21 protein-coding genes and 1 pseudogene are annotated in these 18111 nt (G+C 36.1%); 20 read left to right on the plus strand and 2 right to left on the minus strand.

Features of this window, described 5'->3' with window-relative positions; genetic code table 11:
• Positions 1 to 5: 5 nt before the first annotated feature.
• The 4 genes and pseudogenes from NYE28_RS09690 (at position 6) to NYE28_RS09705 (ending at position 3701) form a co-directional block, all read left to right on the plus strand.
• Positions 6 to 401, plus strand: a complete 396-nt coding sequence (locus NYE28_RS09690) for a hypothetical protein (protein ID WP_342490441.1) — start codon at positions 6 to 8, stop codon at positions 399 to 401.
• A 97-nt stretch (positions 402 to 498) separates the two neighbouring features.
• Positions 499 to 1324 (plus strand): annotated as a pseudogene (locus NYE28_RS09695) (poly-gamma-glutamate hydrolase family protein).
• Positions 1321 to 3063: a right-handed parallel beta-helix repeat-containing protein gene (locus NYE28_RS09700; RefSeq protein WP_342490442.1), complete on the plus strand. Its 1743-nt coding sequence runs from the start codon at positions 1321 to 1323 to the stop codon at positions 3061 to 3063. Before NYE28_RS09695 ends, NYE28_RS09700 begins: the two are co-directional and overlap by 4 nt.
• A 113-nt stretch (positions 3064 to 3176) precedes the next feature.
• Positions 3177 to 3701 (plus strand): hypothetical protein, encoded by a 525-nt coding sequence (locus tag NYE28_RS09705; protein WP_265463635.1) that lies wholly within the window; start codon positions 3177 to 3179, stop codon positions 3699 to 3701.
• A gap of 37 nt (positions 3702 to 3738) precedes the next feature.
• Here the strand turns inward: NYE28_RS09705 and NYE28_RS09710 are convergent, their stop codons facing one another.
• Complete coding sequence (locus tag NYE28_RS09710) at positions 3739 to 3975, minus strand: hypothetical protein (RefSeq protein ID WP_029974402.1); 237 nt, start codon at positions 3973 to 3975, stop codon at positions 3739 to 3741.
• 72 nt (positions 3976 to 4047) lie between these two features.
• On the opposite strand from NYE28_RS09710, the gene NYE28_RS09715 reads away from it, so the two are divergent.
• The 14 genes from NYE28_RS09715 to NYE28_RS09780 all read left to right on the plus strand — a co-directional run bounded on the left by NYE28_RS09715 (position 4048) and on the right by NYE28_RS09780 (position 16940).
• The gene (locus tag NYE28_RS09715) at positions 4048 to 4425 is read left to right on the plus strand and encodes a hypothetical protein (protein ID WP_122503976.1); all 378 of its coding nucleotides are present in this window, start codon (positions 4048 to 4050) and stop codon (positions 4423 to 4425) included.
• Positions 4426 to 4565: 140 nt separating this feature from the next.
• Positions 4566 to 4922 (plus strand): hypothetical protein, encoded by a 357-nt coding sequence (locus NYE28_RS09720; RefSeq protein ID WP_122503977.1) that lies wholly within the window; start codon positions 4566 to 4568, stop codon positions 4920 to 4922.
• A gap of 32 nt (positions 4923 to 4954) precedes the next feature.
• On the plus strand, positions 4955 to 6292 hold the full coding sequence (locus NYE28_RS09725; protein ID WP_218791709.1) for a hypothetical protein: 1338 nt from the start codon (positions 4955 to 4957) through the stop codon (positions 6290 to 6292).
• A gap of 48 nt (positions 6293 to 6340) precedes the next feature.
• On the plus strand, positions 6341 to 7504 hold the full coding sequence (locus tag NYE28_RS09730; RefSeq protein WP_342490443.1) for an AAA family ATPase: 1164 nt from the start codon (positions 6341 to 6343) through the stop codon (positions 7502 to 7504).
• Positions 7505 to 7545: 41 nt separating this feature from the next.
• The gene (locus tag NYE28_RS09735) at positions 7546 to 8157 is read left to right on the plus strand and encodes a hypothetical protein (protein ID WP_122503982.1); all 612 of its coding nucleotides are present in this window, start codon (positions 7546 to 7548) and stop codon (positions 8155 to 8157) included.
• Between the two features lie 9 nt (positions 8158 to 8166).
• On the plus strand, positions 8167 to 9678 hold the full coding sequence (locus NYE28_RS09740; RefSeq protein ID WP_122503984.1) for a DnaB-like helicase C-terminal domain-containing protein: 1512 nt from the start codon (positions 8167 to 8169) through the stop codon (positions 9676 to 9678).
• Positions 9679 to 9692: 14 nt separating this feature from the next.
• Complete coding sequence (locus NYE28_RS09745; protein ID WP_342490444.1) at positions 9693 to 10757, plus strand: DNA primase; 1065 nt, start codon at positions 9693 to 9695, stop codon at positions 10755 to 10757.
• A 12-nt stretch (positions 10758 to 10769) separates the two neighbouring features.
• A complete protein-coding gene (locus NYE28_RS09750; RefSeq protein WP_342490445.1) occupies positions 10770 to 12458 on the plus strand; it encodes a DHH family phosphoesterase in 1689 nt (562 codons plus the stop codon).
• 19 nt (positions 12459 to 12477) lie between these two features.
• On the plus strand, positions 12478 to 14769 hold the full coding sequence (locus NYE28_RS09755) for a DNA polymerase (RefSeq protein ID WP_122503988.1): 2292 nt from the start codon (positions 12478 to 12480) through the stop codon (positions 14767 to 14769).
• A gap of 14 nt (positions 14770 to 14783) precedes the next feature.
• Complete coding sequence (locus NYE28_RS09760; protein ID WP_122503990.1) at positions 14784 to 15536, plus strand: 3D domain-containing protein; 753 nt, start codon at positions 14784 to 14786, stop codon at positions 15534 to 15536.
• Positions 15537 to 15649: 113 nt separating this feature from the next.
• The gene (locus NYE28_RS09765) at positions 15650 to 15823 is read left to right on the plus strand and encodes a hypothetical protein (protein WP_240034130.1); all 174 of its coding nucleotides are present in this window, start codon (positions 15650 to 15652) and stop codon (positions 15821 to 15823) included.
• Between the two features lie 255 nt (positions 15824 to 16078).
• Entirely contained in the window at positions 16079 to 16282 is a 204-nt protein-coding gene (locus tag NYE28_RS09770) for a YorP family protein (RefSeq protein ID WP_122503991.1), read from the plus strand.
• A 5-nt stretch (positions 16283 to 16287) separates the two neighbouring features.
• The gene (locus tag NYE28_RS09775) at positions 16288 to 16446 is read left to right on the plus strand and encodes a hypothetical protein (protein WP_162992615.1); all 159 of its coding nucleotides are present in this window, start codon (positions 16288 to 16290) and stop codon (positions 16444 to 16446) included.
• The gene (locus NYE28_RS09780) at positions 16443 to 16940 is read left to right on the plus strand and encodes an AAA family ATPase (protein WP_342490446.1); all 498 of its coding nucleotides are present in this window, start codon (positions 16443 to 16445) and stop codon (positions 16938 to 16940) included. The genes NYE28_RS09775 and NYE28_RS09780 overlap by 4 nt, the downstream gene beginning before the upstream one ends.
• Before the next feature lie 39 nt (positions 16941 to 16979).
• Here NYE28_RS09780 and NYE28_RS09785 read toward each other — a convergent pair whose 3' ends face one another.
• Complete coding sequence (locus NYE28_RS09785) at positions 16980 to 17327, minus strand: hypothetical protein (RefSeq protein ID WP_342490447.1); 348 nt, start codon at positions 17325 to 17327, stop codon at positions 16980 to 16982.
• Positions 17328 to 17460: 133 nt separating this feature from the next.
• Here NYE28_RS09785 and NYE28_RS09790 point away from each other — a divergent pair, with 133 nt between their 5' ends.
• Positions 17461 to 17718: a hypothetical protein gene (locus NYE28_RS09790; protein ID WP_342490448.1), complete on the plus strand. Its 258-nt coding sequence runs from the start codon at positions 17461 to 17463 to the stop codon at positions 17716 to 17718.
• A 47-nt stretch (positions 17719 to 17765) separates the two neighbouring features.
• On the plus strand, positions 17766 to 17984 hold the full coding sequence (locus NYE28_RS09795; protein ID WP_326252553.1) for a hypothetical protein: 219 nt from the start codon (positions 17766 to 17768) through the stop codon (positions 17982 to 17984).
• The last annotated feature ends 127 nt before the right edge of the window (positions 17985 to 18111 follow it).

Below are 18111 nucleotides of genomic sequence, written 5' to 3' on the forward strand. Positions count from 1 at the left end.
ATAAAATGAATCTTTATGAAATTATACTGAAGCATTTTGCACCCAAGGGAAGTGAGCGGGGTATCTTTACATACTTGCTTGCTGAATCTGACGAAGAGGTTTATGAATGGTTGAAAGCTGACCCAAGCCTGTCAGACGGCAGGTGGGTTTGTACCCCATATGAAGACAATGAAGCCGACGACGAAATATATGCAATTTATAATAAAGACTATGAAATTATCGGTCATGAAAAGTATAAAGATCGAATGATTCGATTAAAAGGTGAGTTGAATGATGAAGTAGAACTAACCGATCTTTATTATGGAAAAACCTTAGTTGGGTGGAGAATGGTGAAAACAGATATTCCAACGGAACAAATTGAATTGTTAAAGGATTCTGGAGTCAGTATTGAGTCTGCATAAAAGTAATTTTTTTATTTAAGGGGGTGATAACAATGTGAGTTACCTATGTGATTTGAGTTATAAGAATAAAACAAAAATAAAAAGGAGTGGTTATTAATTGTTAAGGATTAAAAACAGAATAGAGGATTTGTTAAAAAAGATTGAAGAGGCAGAGAGGGTCAGCTTTGGGCGGCGTCCCCAACTCTGCATGCATCGTACCACTACGAAGCTATTAAAGTATATCACAGGTAAGAAGACTTTTCCAGTCTTGGTGACTGCTCTGGTTTCATTCTTGAATCCAGTGAGTATTTTAGCAGCGGACAAGTATCGGAACTTTGAAGAGCTTAAAGCGAATGAATCACCGTTCAATTTTAGCGTGTTCTCAAAAGAGCAAGACACTGATGTATTAATTCTTGCTCCCCATGGAGGTGGTATAGAGGGGGGGAACAAGCGAGCTTGCAAAGGAATTAAGCGAAACATACTCTACATATCTTTTTGAAGCTTTAAAGACACCAGGAGCATTTGATTTACATTTAACCAGTACGAATTTTGATGAACCACAAGCACTTGAAATGTTGAAGGAACATGAGTTCACATTGTCACTTCACGGTTATGCAAGTAATGACCAACATGTTTTAGTTGGAGGCACAGATCGGGACAAAGCTGAAGCGATAACAAGCACATTAAATAATGCCGGTTACTCTGCAGAGCTTCTTGATGAGGGTACGAGGCTATCTGGTAGCAGCCCGAACAATGTTGCCAATAAAAATAAAACAGGAAAGAGCATTCAACTTGAATTGAGTACTGGACTGCGAAAATCAATGTTTAACACCTTTTCTCTCAAAGGGCGCTCAGGAACAAGAAATGAGACCTTTTATAACTTCATTGATACTCTGTCACGATTTCTCAATGAAAATGCAGAAGGGAAGGGTTTGACAACATGAACATGGAGCAGCCCTTATACTATTTTGTTGATGCTCTGGATTGGGGAATTGATGATAAAGGGTCAAATGCAATTGAAACAACAGAAGGAATAAACCGAGCTTTAGAGTATGCAAGCTCAAAATCATTCTATAAAGTACATATTCCAAAAGGTACCTATCTAATTGATGCTGTGAATATGTCAAGGCGGTTGCCTGAATTCGGTGGAGGTATTAATGTTCCTTCGAATATTGAGTTAATACTTCATCCAGAGGCTGTATTTAAAGTGCAGCCTAATGATTCTCAAGGCTATTCCTGTTTCTATATCGGTCAAGCGAGTAATGTAACGATTCGAGGCGGTCAAATTATAGGGGATCGATATGAGCACGATTATTCAAAGATCGAATCAGTTAAGAAGACACATGAATGGGGATATGGAATTCATGTTCATGGTAGCAGTAATGTGTTAATTGAAAATGTACAGGTCTCTGACTGTATTGGAGATAACATTTGGATTGCAGCTGATGGGATGATGAACACTTCAGGAACATATACGCCTTCAAAGAATGTAACCGTTCGAAAGTGCACTCTCTTAAGAGGGAGAAGAAATAACCTAGCTACCAATGGTTGTGAAGGTCTTCTTGTAGACGACTGTGATATAGAGGAAGCTGGGGGAGATACAATTGGGCCGCAATTAGGAATTGATTTAGAGGGTTTTGGAGAAAACGGAATTAAATACGATCACCCGTATAAATTAACTGTGCGAAACTGCAGGTTTAAAAACAACGGACGTGGATCGGTTACAGCTCACACAAGTGGTAAGGTAATCATTGAGGGAAACTACAGCGACAATGTTATTTCTTACGGATTCAGCACTGATGTCAGTATTAAAAACAACAAGATTATCAATGATGCAGAGACTAAGAAATACGGAATTGACTCGGTTGGTGTATCAAGTACGGAATCCGGAAACAGAGTTCAAATTGAGGGCAATACGGTAAGAGGGTTTGAAATAGGAATTTGCGCAAGAGGAAAAGGCGTGTCGATATCAAATAATACTCTAGAAGGGATAAAGGCATGTCCAATTGCAACACATCAGGCAGAAGATGTATTAATCACAGATAACAGAATAGAGAACAGTGACTGCATTCAAGTCCAGGTTAGAAACTCAAATGATGTAAGGGTTGTGAACAACAAAGGGAAAGGAACAATCTCAGCATATGCTGTAAAGATAATGGACTCTACCCGGATCAGTCTAATTAATAATGAATTTGTAAATGTGTACGGAGGAATTTATTGCGAAAGGTCTCAGTCAGTTCGTTTAAAGGGGAATGACTTATTGTTAAACGGAAGTGGATACGGCATCTTCTGGGATAAGGACTCTTCTGTCTCGCTGCAACGAAATGAAATTCATGAGCCTAGAAACGTTGCAATTAAAGGTACTCCTGAGAAGTACAGTTGTCAAATTAGTGAGAATCAGATTTATTTCTGTAAAGCATTAATCGCTATTCAACTGACTGGTGGATCAGAACACATGCTGAAGGATAATGAGATTATGTTTAATCGTTCAACAGACCAGGGATATGGAGTGTATTTGGAGAATACGGACAAAGTACGGCTTGTAAGAAACGATGTGCGGGGAATTGGAGGCAAGTTATTATCTCACCCTTATTGCACAGATAAAGCAAAGAATACAACGTTAATTCATAACACATATGATAGTGGAACGCTGAAGACAGCAGAAGGAGATATTGTAGTCTAAATAAAATTGTAGTTTTAAAAGAAAACAAATTAAATAGAAAGTGGTTTATATGGATATTTTTGGGGTAATGTCTGAGTGTAATATAATTAAAACACTCAGAGGAGGAATTAGGTGTGAAAAACAACATTGGTAAAATTGGAGTTGTTGGAACTTTACTCGTAAGTGGTTTGCTTTGTGATTTTGGAGTAGGAGTAAATGCAAAAGAGCTAAATCAAAGTAGGAATGATACTGAAAGCAATGTCTACCACCAACCAATCAATGTACTTAAGACCGCCTCAAATATTAAGAGCCCAGGTTTTTCGACAACTGCGGATGATTGGCAAGATGCCGGAACTACATACGGCGATACCAAGTTTGACAAGTATTCAACTGCTGCAGTCGTTCAAACATTAGGATTTGCATTAAATTTGCCTACAGGGGGATGGTCTTCTTATTTAGCTGGACTAGCTAACATGATTATTCTAGGTGAATATAAAATTGTTTACTTTAAGGATAAGCAAGAATTTAAGATGGCAGGGGCAACTCTCATGACAAAGCACCATGTAACGATTTATGAAGATAAGGATCGAAAGAAAAAAATCGGGAGTGACAGCTTTATCATCACAGACAAAGGTGGCCCAAAAGTTGCTGAAATGTAATGGATAAAAAATAATCCTCCCTTAGGTGGGAGGATTATTATATGCTGTTTATTATGCTGTAAACTAATGCTACAACAAACAATGGATAAGAGATAATGGCAATTAATTTTGAGGATTTACTCTTATTTTTTTCAAATGTGTATATTAGTGCAAACCCTAAAAAGAATATTGTGACAAACCAAGAAGAATAGGACGGGTACAATGCAATAAGTAAGACAATAAGAGTGGATAACGCGAAAGAAGAGTTTAGCGTTATTTTCTGATTATTTTCCAAATGAACCACCTCCATATACGTATTCCCCCATATAAAAACACTTAAACATTATACTTAAAGGAGCTTGATTAAATGATTAACATTTTAAGTAAAGAGCAAGATGAAGCAATCCGGTACTTCAAGAACAAGCTAAACATATCGGAAAAACTGTACATATCCCTAATTAATTTTAATCTGCTTAGAGATAAACACGAAGACTTTGGCAATAGACTATATAAGCTTTATAAAACAGATCCTTATCTGTATATCAGAGCACTTAAAGAAGGTTATGTGGTTGATCAGCCAATTGAATTTAATGAAGCAATTGTGCGGTTCTATAATGGTGAAGAACTTGCTGTAATTCATAAGACTACTGGGAAGAGATCCAATGTAAATGTTAAAATGAAAAAGCTTCCTGATGGGTTTACACTGCAAACAATGAACATGTGGTCTTGGAGTGAAGTTGTTTAATAATCCATTTTAATTGCAGGGTTTCGATAGATAACTGAAGCCTTGCAATCATAAAAAATAAAAAATAAGTATAAAAATCATAGACAAATATAAAAAATAAGGATATAATAAACTCAAGTTAAAGGAAAGGAGGTACAGCCGTGTTAGTACTCGGAATTACTGAGAAAGCTTTGGCTCAATATCGAAAGTCGGTCAAAAATAATCACGCTACTTCATCGGATCAAGTGTTATTAAAGATGATTCGAAATGTCACTTTAGTTAAAGAAACACATCCTAGTCGAGTGAGGAAACGGCTATTTTACACGGAGTATGCATATGGCAATTTAATCATCAAGGTAAATAGAAAAAAGCAGGTCTTTGAAATTTTAAATAAGAAAGACAAAGATGTTGATCAAGTGAATTGGAAATTTCCTAAAAGGAGATACATAGAGTTAAATAAAGAACTTGGGATTAAAGATTGTAAGTTTAGTAAAACTACATATTCAAAGAAAAAATGAATTTAAAAATAAAAAAAGAGGATGATGATTAAATGGCGAAGAAAAAAGATGAAATTAAAATCAATAAAAAACATGGTGGTAAAGAGTTTACCAATAGTTTCAGATTTGTTGGATTAGTGAAGCCGGTAAGAAAAAAAGATCCTGAAACAGACAGTTGGTATGATGTTGATATTTATGAAACGACAGTTACCCAGACTAAAAAGAATCGGAGAGTACTTCAATTCAGTATCGAAACTGCGCCTTATAATGAATTAAAAGTTGAGCTTGCAGGAATGGAACGTGATTTAGTTTATGCGTATAGCTCCAAACATAAAAAAACGGTAGCAGTCCCGTGGGCAGATCGTAACGACAAGACAAAGCTACCTGATGAGACATATCATGTGATTACCCCAGAATGGGATATGGCAGAACAATTTGCAAAAATCGTTAAGCCTGGTATGTGGGCTGAAGTTCAAGGGCAGTACGAATTTGATACTTTTGAAAACGGCAACGGAGAAGAAATTAAATTAGTGAAACGAATTATTAACAGAGTTTTTCCTTTGAAAAATGGAGAAGTTGAAATTAAAGACGTGGAAAGTGGAACTCAGTTTAATGTGTATGACTCAGAACAAGACGGAATCCAACTCGGTAGTGGAAAAGCGAAAGAAGGTGTGGCGAAAGTTAAGGTAGGTTGGCTAGATCCTTCCGGTGGAGACCTATTCATTGCAAAGGTAAAAGACGACGCTGAGGGGCAGCGGTTTAAAGTAAGTTACACTGATGGAGTTGTAGAAACAGACAAAATTAAGGTGTCAAATAATATTCAAAGTGAAGTGAGAGTAGCCGAACCAAACGGCAAATACAGTTATGTGCCTTATGTAAGAGACTTTGGCTCTGAAAATTTTACCGAACATAATAAATTTGAAATGCAGCTAGGGATTAAGAGTACATACCAAGACGAAGAAACTAAAGACACTAAAGTAAATGGAGTTTATCTTGATTATGGAAAAGATCGAAGTGTCCCAAAAGATGTTGATCTAGTTGTCTATTATAAAGAGCCAGAAGAAGGAAAAAAATCTTTTGCAGATGCTTTTGGCGCATTAGAGAGAGGCGCTTTTCTAGTTGTTGAAGGGATCGACAATAACAGAGCGCAATTCACACAAGTCGAAGTTAAAGAGACCGAGGACGAAAACCCTTTTGAAGATGTAGGGGAAAAAGTGGCGTCCTTTGAAACTGTTTCTACTGGGACTCGAAAAGGTTTAGAAATTCTCAACTACATTGGTGGTACATATAAAAGCGGACTGTTGACAGAAGAAGAAATTTCAAATGAGAATGCACCGAACGAAGACCCGTTTGCAGAAGTCGTTGTCAATGACGATGATCTGCCTTTCTAAAAACAAAAATAACTTTGATTAATATAATAAATTAAAAGGAGAGATTAAATGAGCTTTAGAAAAAAAATTAAAAATAACACACCAAAGGTTGAACTTCAATCCATCATGACACTAGTAGCAGGGGGATATAAAACAGGTAAGACACGGCTCTGGAAAGAAGTAACAGAGATGCATTACGCACACCCAGAAGAGGCTCTATTATTGTCCTTTGAGGACGGGTATGAAACTTGGCAACTAAACAATATTGTTCCTTTGCATGAGGAAGGCACAGACAAAAACCTTTGGAAAGTATGGGAGTATTTCAAAAAAGCTGTAGCGCCTGAATTAGTCCAAGAAGCAAAAACAGGAAGAATCGTCAAGCTTATTGGAGTAGATACAGCAGACAGAGCTATTGATGCTTGTACAGCCTGGATTTTGAATGATAGAAAAAGGCTTTATGGTAAAACATTCGAATCGCTTCAGGATATTTCTGAGTCGACTAACGGTAAGGAAAATGGGTGGACAGCTCTTTATGAGGAACTTAAAAAGCCTTTCGATACTTTGAAAAATGCAGGTTATGGATTAATGTTTCTCGCATGGACAAAGGAAAAGGAAACAACCCTTTATGATGGAATGAAGTATAACTCCATTCAACTTATGATGCCTAACTCCGGAAGAAAAGTCTTTGAGTCGCAGGCAAGTCTTATTTGCTGCTTACATAACGAAGTATCCGTGTTGGATAAACAGGGAAATGAGCTTGATGACAATATTAAAGATAAAAAAGGTCGTGATAAAGCAAGTAACTTCCATGACACAAAAGTAATGATGTATTTTAGACCTTCTGAGTATGTTGAAATTGCTGGAGGCCGATACACTGAACTACCAGAAAAGGTTGAATACAGTGCTGAAAACTTCTTGAAGACATTCGAGAATGCAGTGCTAGGACAAATTACAAAGACTGACCGAACTGTCCAGGAAATAAAAAAAGAGGAAGAGTTACTTAGAGAGGAGAAGGTGCAGGAAGCTGCTGAGAAGGCTGAAAGCGACCCTCAGACTTACTTGGACGAAATCACTTCTTTAGTAACTGGTCAAACGCCCTCAGTAAAACATCAATTAGCTGATGCTTACGCGGCAAAGTTTGGCGGACAAAAGAATTATAAGCAATTAACTTCTGTAGAAGATCTTAAAGAAGCTTTAAATATCACTAAAGAAATACTGGAGGCGGCTAACTAAGGGAGAGATTTCTCTCCCTATTTTATAAAGGAGAATTGCTTATGAAAGAAGTAAAATGTCAGTGGTGTGGATCAAAAGGAGTTAAAAATAGTATGTCCTGTGAAGCAAAACCGACTGGGAAACTCAATAAGAATGGATCAGAAAAATATATCAGAAAATACTTTCACGACGATTGCTTTGAGGCATACAAGCAGGATAAGAAATTTAAAGAAAATGAAGCAACAGAATTTGATGAACTCTACAATTACTTATTAAATTTGCATAGATTAGAGCGGTTAGACTCCCGTATGATTGAGCGTATCCAGGATATAAGGAACGGTACAGTTAAATACCAAAATCGAAAGATTAAAAGATATAAAGAGGGCGTTCCATTTGCAAAAATTTTAGAAGCATATAAATTCTCTGAACAACAATTACATAATGTCCACAACTACAAAACGCTTGAAACAAGTTGGCAAGAGTTTACCTATTTCCTGAGTATCGTGATCAATAATTTAAACGAGATGAAAGAAACGAATAGGCGTAGTAAACAACAAAACGATATCCGCACAAACATTATTAACAAACAAATTCAAGTGCAAAGTGAAATCGATATTAAAATTAAACCTAAAATCATAAAAAAAGATGAATTAGATATCTCAAGTTTTTTATAGGAGAGTGTCATGAAGAAACGAAATTACATAGATGAATTTGTTGAACCGTCATATATTCATGAGTCTCTTTTCGTTGGGTATTTGTGGTCAAATCCAATGTTGTATCAAAGATACAGAACACATAAGATCACAAAGGAAACATTTACTGAGCCCATATGGTACTTCTACTTCACTGTTGGATCTCAGATGTTTGAAAATGGAATCAGAGATTTTGACGACAAAACTGTTTATTCATTCTTAGTATCAAGGCCTAAAGAAAAAAATAAAAAGAGCTATTTAGATGCTTACAACGATTTTGGTGGCTATGAATCAGTCGAAGAACTTATGAATGAATGTAAAACCGACAGTCAGAATGAAGAGTATCATTTTAATGAAATTCAAAAATATGAGAGCTTGCGAAAATTACAAGATGCTTCATTGATTGATATTGCAGATGAGAAGTTAATTGAAAAGCTTACGATTATGACGCTTAAACAACTGCAGTTATATGTACAATATAAGTATAAGGAAACATTCGCTCATATCAACTCTGGCGATGTTATCGAGCATGATCTCGTGGATGGGCTCAATGAGACAATTGAAGACTTGGATTCAGGTGAGTCTATGGGATCGCCATTACATGATTCTCCACGATTAAATAGGAAAATTAAAGGATGGAAGGACGGGTCTCTTTACTATTTAGTTCTTTCATCTGGAGTTGGGAAAAGCTCAATTGCAATGGAAAAGTTTATCTTGAGCCTTTTCGAAAACCAAGAAAAAGCAATTCTGGCCATAAACGAGGAGAGTGTTAAGAAGTGGCGTTCATTACTTCTTGCAACCATTTCATCTAAGATCCTAAAAAAACCGATAAACAGAGAAAAGTTGTATGAGGGTAATTTTAAGCAAGAGATGCTAAATAAATTAAATGCAGCAAAAGATTGGGCGTGGGAGCGTGGCCAGGGATTAATTAAAACACTGGAGTTAAAAAAGTATCGTGTAGAGGATATATTAAGCCGAGTTGAACTTTACAGGCCCAAGGGCTATAACAAGCTTATCATCGATACCTTTAAACCTGATCGATCACAAAAAGATATGGCTCGGTGGGAAGCTTTTTCAAACTCAGCTCAAGAACTGCATGATTTGATTAAGGAAGACAACCAGAATGTGGGGACTTTAGCGACAGTACAGCTGAAGTTAGGCAAAGAGACAAGATTCTTGGACTTAGACTCTACGGGAAAGAGTATGGAGATAAACGAAGTAGCTGCAGTTGTAATGATGGGAAGGTTACTTTTCGCAGATGAGTACACAGGTTCTAAAACCAGATATGAATTAAAGCCATATAACTATAAAAAGGATGAGCTGGGGAACTGGTATGAAGAAGAGTACATATTGGATCCAAAGAAGACATATTTAGTTCTATTTCTAGCGAAGAACCGTTTCGGTAGTGAGGAAGAGCAGATTATTTATGAAGTCAATTACAGTATTAACTCTTTCGAAGAAGTTGCGTATGTAAAGGTTCCAAGACTCGGAGGAGCATTCTAAGAAGGTGGCGATTAATGTCCGATCTACAAACCATTAGAGAAAGAATTTATAGAGAAGAACAGATTCAAGAAGTATTAGAAGCACTTGGTTGTTGGGGTATTAGCACTGAACAAGGAGGTAAATTGTTTGTTGCGGGTCTTCCTGATGGCGATAACGAGCGGAGTGTGCAGGTTAAAAACACCGCCTCTTTAACAACAAACATCAGAAGTAAGGGAATATCAGGTTCGATATTTGATGTTATATCTTACATACTTTATGGAGCTACAACTGAAGATGAAAAAAAAGCATGCCTTTCCAAAAGCAAATTTTGGTTATGCAGTAAACTTAATTATTTAGAGTACATAGATGATTTTTATAAAATAACAGCGGAAAAAGAAAAACCGCAGCCTAATAAATGGTTGCACAAACTTCAGAAAGAACGAAATAAAGAAAATAGGAAAATAATAGAGAACGAAATAATGCCACAAAGTGTTTTAGATCAATATGGCATTGTCCCGTATTATGGTTGGTATAAGGAAGGGTTATCGATAAGCACACAAAAACTTTTTGGAGTAGGCATTGATGTAAGATCCGAACGAGTCACTTTTCCAGTACACAATAGGGACGGTCGATTAATCGGGGTTAAAGGACGTTATATTGGAAAAGACGAAGTTATAAAAGATAAATATAAGTATATATACATTAATTCGTGCAATAAGTCAATAGAATTTTACAATTTACATAGAGCTCTACCGTATATAAAGACCTTAAACGAGGTGATTATTGTTGAAGGCGCTAAAACAACATGGTTTTTGAACCAGTGGGGCTATAAAAATTGTATCTCCATAGAGGGGGACAGTATGTCTGATGAGCAAATAAGAATACTTAAAGAGCTGGGTATTGGGATCAAATTTGTATTTGCTTATGACAAAGACAAAGATGCCAAATTCATTGTAAATGAAGTGTCGAGGGTTACTGGCAGGATACGCTATGGAATTTATGATAAGGGTAATCTGTTGTCCGGTAAAGACTCACCAACAGATAAAGGACAAGCTAGTTGGACGGCCTTGTACGATAATAAATATAAAATAACAAGGTAAGAGAGGAAAATAATGAATTATAAACTTATAGGGGAGAACAATTACAAAGAACCAATCTCAACAATAATAAAAAATAGGGATTTTGATTCTGATTTGTTCTTTAATCTGAATGAATCAGCTTTAAACCATTACTCTTTATTAAACAACATGAAAAAAGGTATTGATTGTTTAATCAAGCATATTGAGTTACGGAATAATATTTTTATTCAGGTCGACTCAGATTGCGATGGTTACCTTTCAAGCGCGATTCTTATTAATTATCTTAACCGGGCTTTTCCTACGCTTGATGTAAGATGGAGGCTTCATGAAAAAAAGGAACATGGAGCCTCCCTTGAGACAATTCCAGAAGATACACATTTGCTAATCATTCCAGATGCGGGCAGTAATCAATATGATTTGCATGAAAAGTTACAAGAGCGGGGAATAGATACACTGATCTTAGATCATCACGAATGTGAGAGGGAATCCAATGTTGCTATTGTTATTAATAATCAACTCTCAAGTAAGTACCAAAACAAAAGCTTTTCTGGAGTAGGTATCGTTTATAAATTTTGCCAAGCGTTAGATGATAAATTGGGAATACGTTTGGCAGATGATTTTTTGGATTTAGTTGCAATAGGAAATATTGGAGATGTAATGGACTTAAGGGAACCGGAAACACGGTATTACGTAAAAAAGGGCTTAAAACAAATAAAAAACCCTTTAATACAGGAAATCGTGGATAGGCAAAAATTTTTCTTGAATGGAAATATTAATATTCATTTCACGGGGTTCTCTATTGTCCCGTTCATAAATGCTACTATTCGTTATGCAACCATGGATGAAAAGATAGACATGATGAAGGCATTACTGGGTAGTCAGGAATCTGTTTATTATTCAAGAAAAAAAATATACGAACCGATTGTTAAGTCAGTAGCCAGAAGAATTGCAAATACGAAGAACAGACAGAAAAAATCACTCGAAAAACAAATTAGTAGCCTGATTGATCAGATTTACGTTGAAAAGAAAATAAATGATAAAGTTGTAGTTTTGGACGTTACCGGTGAATTGGAACCTTCATTTACAGGTCTTGTAGCTACACAATTAGCAAAAAAGTTTAAGCGTCCCGTAATTCTAGGAAGGAAAACGAAGGAGGGGAAATTCGGAGGATCTGCTAGAGGGTATGAAAAATGTGGAGTTGAGAACTTTAAACAGGTATTAACTGAATCAGGTCTTTTTAATTTTTGCGAAGGCCATGCAAATGCATTTGGGTTTGAAATTGAACCGGAATATTTTGAAAGCTTAAACATTCAACTAAATAGTTTAATTGATTCAGAAATTGCGCTAGAGGATATCCATGAAGTTGACTTTATTATCCCTGCCCAAGACATGAGCGCTTCGATAATAAAAACTATACATAAATATCGAGATGAATGGGGATCGACACTTAAAGAGCCGTTATTAGCCGTAGAAGGGATCCAAGTTAATAAATCAGATATTCAAGTGCATAAGAATAGAACATCAACATTCGTTATTAAAACTGGCGAATATAAGCTAATTAAGCCGTACTATAAGGGTGATTTCGATGAGATGTTTGATAACGGTGACGAGAACTTTTATATCAACATTGTTGGCAAGTGCAAGGTTAATAAATATGAAGATAGGTTAACCCCTGCTGTTGAAATTGTAGATGTCGAAGTAACAGACAGTTTTTTATTTTAGGTGAAAATGGGGTGAAGCAATGATAATAAAACCAAAGTTAGAAACAGAAGTCACCGAAAAGTATGAGAAACACTGGGTAGAGGACTTTGAACAAATAGAGAGCCTCTTTCTCAAGGATAACCCCAAATTATGTGTACTTGATTCTGAGACGACTGGGTTGCACATAATTAAGGATCGTCCTTTTATGTGGGTTTTTAGTTGGTTGCTGCCCAGGGATAAAAGAACAGCTCAGTTAAAGGGGCGGAGTTTTGCATTTAATTCTGATAGGGACATGTTATTAAAAGTAATTAATCTTACTAAAAGATGCATGATGACAGTAGGTCATAACGTAAAATATGATTTGCATATGCTCATTAATGGAGGAGTTAACGAAGAGGTTGTATATGGCTTAAGAAACATTGTCGATACTATGGGGCTATGCAGGTTAAGTTTTGATGCTGTTTCTGCAAGAGATGGAGGGGATGTATTAGGACTAAAAAAAGTTTCGGAGAAGTATATTGATCCAAGGGCAGCTGAATTTGAAAAAGAGGTAAAAAAAGAGCTTAGAAAAATAAATGATGAAAAACGAAACGTCTTAAAGGAGTTGCTAAAGCCTTACAAGGGTTGGGGATTAGGAAAAATTAAAGAGGCATATAAAGTTAAGAAACGTAATGAAATGGATTACTTTACTAAAGAGAAAAAGCAACGTTGGCTCAAGGTTCCTGAAGAGATTGAGACGGTCTATTTTAAGTGGATGGAAGAGAACCCCTTTGCTGATTATTCTGAGGTAGACAGAAATGTAATGATGGAATATGTTCATAGTGATGGAATATATACATTAGAGTTAGTTGAATTTACATACCCTACAGTATTAAAAAGAAAACAAAAAGCCATTCTTGAACAAGAAAATAAACTAATAATTGAGTTATTAAAAATGGAACGTGTCGGTATGAAAGTAGACATGTCTTATCTTCACACCTGCTTTAAAAAATGTGAGGACGAAATTCAAAAACTATACGAGGAACTGTGGGAGATCGTCGGAGAATATTTCACTGTTTCTCAAGGGACAGTAATTGCTGATTACTTTGAGAAAAAACTTGGAGAGAGACCAGAAACTACTGATAAATCATTTCTTAAAAAGCACAAAGAGGATCGTGTATCTCAATTAATTACAAGACTTAGACGACTTGAAAAGTGGCAATCAACTTATATTTCAAGGATTATTGAAGTAGCGCAATATGATAATCATTTTTATACACAATATGGGCAGTTTAACACCGTGTCTGGAAGGCTAGGATCTGATGCGCAGCAATTTCCTAAAGAAAGAATTCTAACAGAGGAAGGAGAGCATTACGAGAAAGAAAATGGAGAAGGTAAGGCACCGATTGAATATGAACTTTTCTCTCCGAGACGAGCATTTATAGTGGAGGGTGGAAATTACAATAAAATTGCGTACTTCGACTTATCACAAATAGAGTTAAGAGTACAGGCAAACTATACAGTTTTGTTGAAGAGACCTGATTTAAATCTATGTAGAGCATATATGCCTTTTAAATGCACTCATTACATAACTGGTGAAGAGTATCGTTTTGATACGAAAGAAGAAAGAGCGAGGTGGTATGAAAAAAAAGAAGATGGAACATCAGTTTGGCTTCTGGAAAACGGAGAAAGCTGGACTCCTACTGATGTGCATAGCGAAACATCCCATAATACGTTAATGGCACTGGCGTTTAAATGTGTGGACAAGTATAAGCAATATGATCATGAAAAAGAATCTCCAGTTGATGAAAAATCTTTTAAAAAGTTTTGGAGATACATAGGAAAGATGTTTAACTTCATGCGCAACTATGGCGGGGGTGCTAAAAAAGCATCAGAAGCACTTGAAGTCTCAATGGAAATTGCTAATGCCCTTGTCTCAGGTTGGTCAAATACCTTTCCAGAGGTGTCTTATTATCAGAAACAAGTTGCAACTAAGGTGCAAAAGAGTGGCTATGCAACAAATATGTATGGGAGAGTTTATTTCCTTTCAAATACTGATAAAGCATACAAAGTAGGGAACTATAATGTCCAAGGATCATGCGCAGACATGTTAAAACGATATGTTATTAGAATTGGAGAATTTTTGAGAGAAAACAATTGTAAAACCCTTCCCTTAGCCAACATTCATGATGAATTGCAGTTTTTAGTGCACAAGGGTGAGGAATGGATTTTCCCTCATATTAAGAGAATTATGGAAGATGTGGAATGGATGCAAGTGCCCGTGGTGGTTGACTTAGAGATCACAGAAACCACTTGGGCTGATAAAAAGGAAATAGAAATACAGGTATCATAAATTATGAGGAAGTGATGAAAATTTTCAAAAAACTCATAGACAAAAATAAAAAATATGTATATTATAATATTAATAGCATAAAATTAACAGCAACTGTAATGCTCTTGTTTGCTGGGGTAGGGGTAAGTGTAAAGAATATCAACAGTGAAAAAAGTGAAGTTGATGCGAAAGATGAATCGTTACATAATAAAAAGCAAAAAGAATTATTAATTGAAAGACTTACGCATAAAAAGGAGCATAACTGCCAACCACTTCCTAAAACTAAAAGTAGCCTGGATAAACGCATCGAAAGCCAAAAGAAGTACATCAATGCAAAAATAATACAAACAAAAAAGCTCAAGAAGGCGCAACATAGACGATTGCCCATAAAAACTAAAAATAAGTATCCAGTAGGCAAAGAAGATAAAGCTGTAATAAAGGCTACTGAAAAAACACGGAAGTCTTCACATTCATTGCATTCAATAAACGTTGTAGCGACAGCTTACACTGCATTTTGTTCATCTGGGTGCATTGGGAAAACTAGGACAGGCTATGATGTATCAAGCACGTCATATTTCAAAGGGAAGAGGATAATAGCGGTGGATCCTAAAATAATTCCCTTAAACTCATTAGTTGAGGTTAGCTACAAAGGAAACAGCTTTCAAGCCTATGCAATTGATACTGGTGGAGATATAAAAAACAATAGAATTGACATCCTTATGAATACAGAAGATGAAGCAAGGCTATTCGGAAGAAAGGCAGTTAAGGTGAATGTGTTGAAAAATTAATGATCAGGGTGTGGTAAATGTAACCAATGGATGGGATGCTGTAAACTTTTTGAAAGTGTGGACGATGCAATAAGTACATAGAAAAATATTACATAAGAGAGTGTGGGGTACTCATGTTTGCTCTAGATCAGGAAGTATATGTGAAATCAACTGGTGAATTAGGAATTATAGTAGACATTTATCACGAAACAAATAGTGTCGAACTTTGGTATTACGATGGTACATATGATGAACGGAAATTTGATGACATTATAGGAGGTGATAACACACAAAAATCTAACGATTAAAAGTAAAGTATAAGGGGATGATCAGGTATTAGAGGGGATTTGAAAGTCGAAATGTCGTTCACTGATGAATATAGCCAAACAACGAGATTAGAAAGAGTCATTACTTCATGCGCTTTAGATGATCATCAAGATGGTACCCTGGGATTCCTGTTAGATGAATTTAAAAAGTTCTTGTTAAGCTCAGGTATATCCTTTGAAGATGTTTCAAAAATCAAGTTAGAAGATTAATAGTTGGAATCGAAAGGGGGTGGTTAATTGCCGAAGTTTTGGTCTTATCCAGAAGGGTTAAAAGTCATCATAAATGAGAATGCAAAGAACGCTTGTCCTCATCATGTTGGTCGGGAGGGGGAAATTATTGAGTTGCTTCACTCTGCCACATATGATTACGCAGTCAGTGATGAAACAGGTGATATTACATTCTTCAAGGAGCATGAATTAAATCCAGCTAAAGGAGGTTAAATTGTATGTTTAAAAAGGGAGAGAAGGTGATTGCTGGTTTCACAGGAGAGATTGGTGTTGTTGCGCAAGTTGATAAAGGACATGAGCAATTAGAAGTTGAGTATCCAGATGGTTCATATAGAGTGATCGGCTTCAACAGTGTAAGAAGGGTGGAAGATAAATGACGATGTTAATTTTAGAAGGCACTGACTGCTGCTACAAATCAACAGTAGCAGATAAGCTAAGCAAAGAACTCGGATATCCGGTAATAAAAGGATCCAGCTTTGAATTAGCTAAGAGTGGTAATGAGAAGCTGTTTGAACACTTCAACAAGCTGGCCGGTGAGGACAATGTAATTATTGACCGATACATATATTCAAATTTAGTGTATGCGAGAAAATTCAAGGGTTACTCAATCTTAACGGAAGAGCAGCAAAGAGCGATTGAGAAGAAGATTAGAGATAAAGCAAAGGTGATCTACTTACATGCTGATCCGAAAGTTATTAAGCAGCGGATACGTGAACGTGGTGATGAATACATAAATGATCGAGATATTGAGCCGGTCTTAGAATTATACAGAGAAGTAATGAGCGATGCAGGATTATATACATATTCATGGGATACAGAACAGTGGGGTAGCGATGATATTGTAGAGGATTTGATTCAATTATTTGAGTAATTAAAAGAGGGAAGGAGTGAATTAACACTCCTTAGTAAACTAACGCGCTTCTACTGTAATTTTATAAATTACATAATTGTCGTTAATGTCATACGCGTAAACCAATGCTGTGCCTAAAGTTGAATGAGAGGATACGACCCCACTGGAACTAATGCTTATAAGGTTACTTCCAGATACAATTTCCCACCGGGTGTAACCTTTTAATAGAGATACGTTAGAATTCCTAAGCATGTGGAAATCAACCGTACCAAGAGGATCGCCTAGTTGCTTAACTTGGTCAACTGGTTTGACAGGCGTTAGAGCAGAAGCTTGTGATGTGAATGCAGGGAGAGCTAGTGTTGTAAGCGATAGAGCAGAAACAATCAATCCTTTGTAAAACTTTTTCATAAGAATTACCTCCTAGGTTTTGATTGTGGTTACAACTCCAGTCTAGCATGTTAAATATTTGAAATGTGTGAAGTGTTTGTGAAACTGTTTAAAATATCTCTTTTATGGGATGTATGAGGGGGGTGTTTAGTATATGAACTTAATTGTATCAAATGAAATTCAAGCTGGAGATATCGTTGAAATTGATAAGCATTATTATATTGTAAATAAACTTATTTCCTGTGTTGAGTGGCATCCTGATCGAGGGAGATATTACTTACATAGTTTAGAGGGCGGTGAGTATTTTTTCAGCTACCCAACAACATTAAAAGACCTGAGTCTACAGATTAATGAGGTAAATGGGGTCGTATATTCACAAAAAGGATATGGTTTGAAATTAGAAACTATATAAAAGATCAATTTTATTTAGAGTAAAAATAAAATATAAGAGGTGAGTCTGTGGCGAACTATCCAGAAAGCTTAAAAGAGGAAGCCGAAAAAATTAAAGACGAAGTAAGAAGTGGAAAATTAGACGAGGAGAAAATAAAAGCCATTGCAAAGTCTGCAGTTGAGTTTTTAAGATCTCAAGAAAAGAGTCATGCTCATTGTGCAGAAGTTGCTGGAGCGATTGCTGCAAACCTAGATGAGTTTTTTAAGACTTACCTAAAAGCGGATTAATTTAACAGGATTAAAAGAAAGGATAAAGGGATGTTTATTGAAAAGGTACTATGTTAGATGTAAAGATCACAAAGGCGAAAACGCGTCTTTGGTAATTGAAGCAACATCTGTAGAAGAGGCTAAACAA

The organism is Bacillus sp. FSL R5-0443 (assembly GCF_038608285.1).
GTDB classification, from domain to species: domain Bacteria; phylum Bacillota; class Bacilli; order Bacillales; family Bacillaceae; genus Bacillus; species Bacillus velezensis.

Coding starts and splice junctions, on each gene's coding strand:
- NYE28_RS09790 (WP_342490448.1), top strand. CDS start 17,461: ATGAACTTAATTGTATCAAATGAAATTCAAGCTGGAGATATCGTTGAA.
- NYE28_RS09745 (WP_342490444.1), top strand. CDS start 9,693: ATGTCCGATCTACAAACCATTAGAGAAAGAATTTATAGAGAAGAACAG.
- NYE28_RS09755 (WP_122503988.1), top strand. CDS start 12,478: ATGATAATAAAACCAAAGTTAGAAACAGAAGTCACCGAAAAGTATGAG.
- NYE28_RS09725 (WP_218791709.1), top strand. CDS start 4,955: ATGGCGAAGAAAAAAGATGAAATTAAAATCAATAAAAAACATGGTGGT.
- NYE28_RS09715 (WP_122503976.1), top strand. CDS start 4,048: ATGATTAACATTTTAAGTAAAGAGCAAGATGAAGCAATCCGGTACTTC.
- NYE28_RS09765 (WP_240034130.1), top strand. CDS start 15,650: ATGTTTGCTCTAGATCAGGAAGTATATGTGAAATCAACTGGTGAATTA.
- NYE28_RS09750 (WP_342490445.1), top strand. CDS start 10,770: ATGAATTATAAACTTATAGGGGAGAACAATTACAAAGAACCAATCTCA.
- NYE28_RS09785 (WP_342490447.1), bottom strand. CDS start 17,327: ATGAAAAAGTTTTACAAAGGATTGATTGTTTCTGCTCTATCGCTTACA.
- NYE28_RS09760 (WP_122503990.1), top strand. CDS start 14,784: ATGAAAATTTTCAAAAAACTCATAGACAAAAATAAAAAATATGTATAT.
- NYE28_RS09730 (WP_342490443.1), top strand. CDS start 6,341: ATGAGCTTTAGAAAAAAAATTAAAAATAACACACCAAAGGTTGAACTT.
- NYE28_RS09780 (WP_342490446.1), top strand. CDS start 16,443: ATGACGATGTTAATTTTAGAAGGCACTGACTGCTGCTACAAATCAACA.
- NYE28_RS09700 (WP_342490442.1), top strand. CDS start 1,321: ATGAACATGGAGCAGCCCTTATACTATTTTGTTGATGCTCTGGATTGG.
- NYE28_RS09775 (WP_162992615.1), top strand. CDS start 16,288: ATGTTTAAAAAGGGAGAGAAGGTGATTGCTGGTTTCACAGGAGAGATT.
- NYE28_RS09690 (WP_342490441.1), top strand. CDS start 6: ATGAATCTTTATGAAATTATACTGAAGCATTTTGCACCCAAGGGAAGT.
- NYE28_RS09735 (WP_122503982.1), top strand. CDS start 7,546: ATGAAAGAAGTAAAATGTCAGTGGTGTGGATCAAAAGGAGTTAAAAAT.
- NYE28_RS09740 (WP_122503984.1), top strand. CDS start 8,167: ATGAAGAAACGAAATTACATAGATGAATTTGTTGAACCGTCATATATT.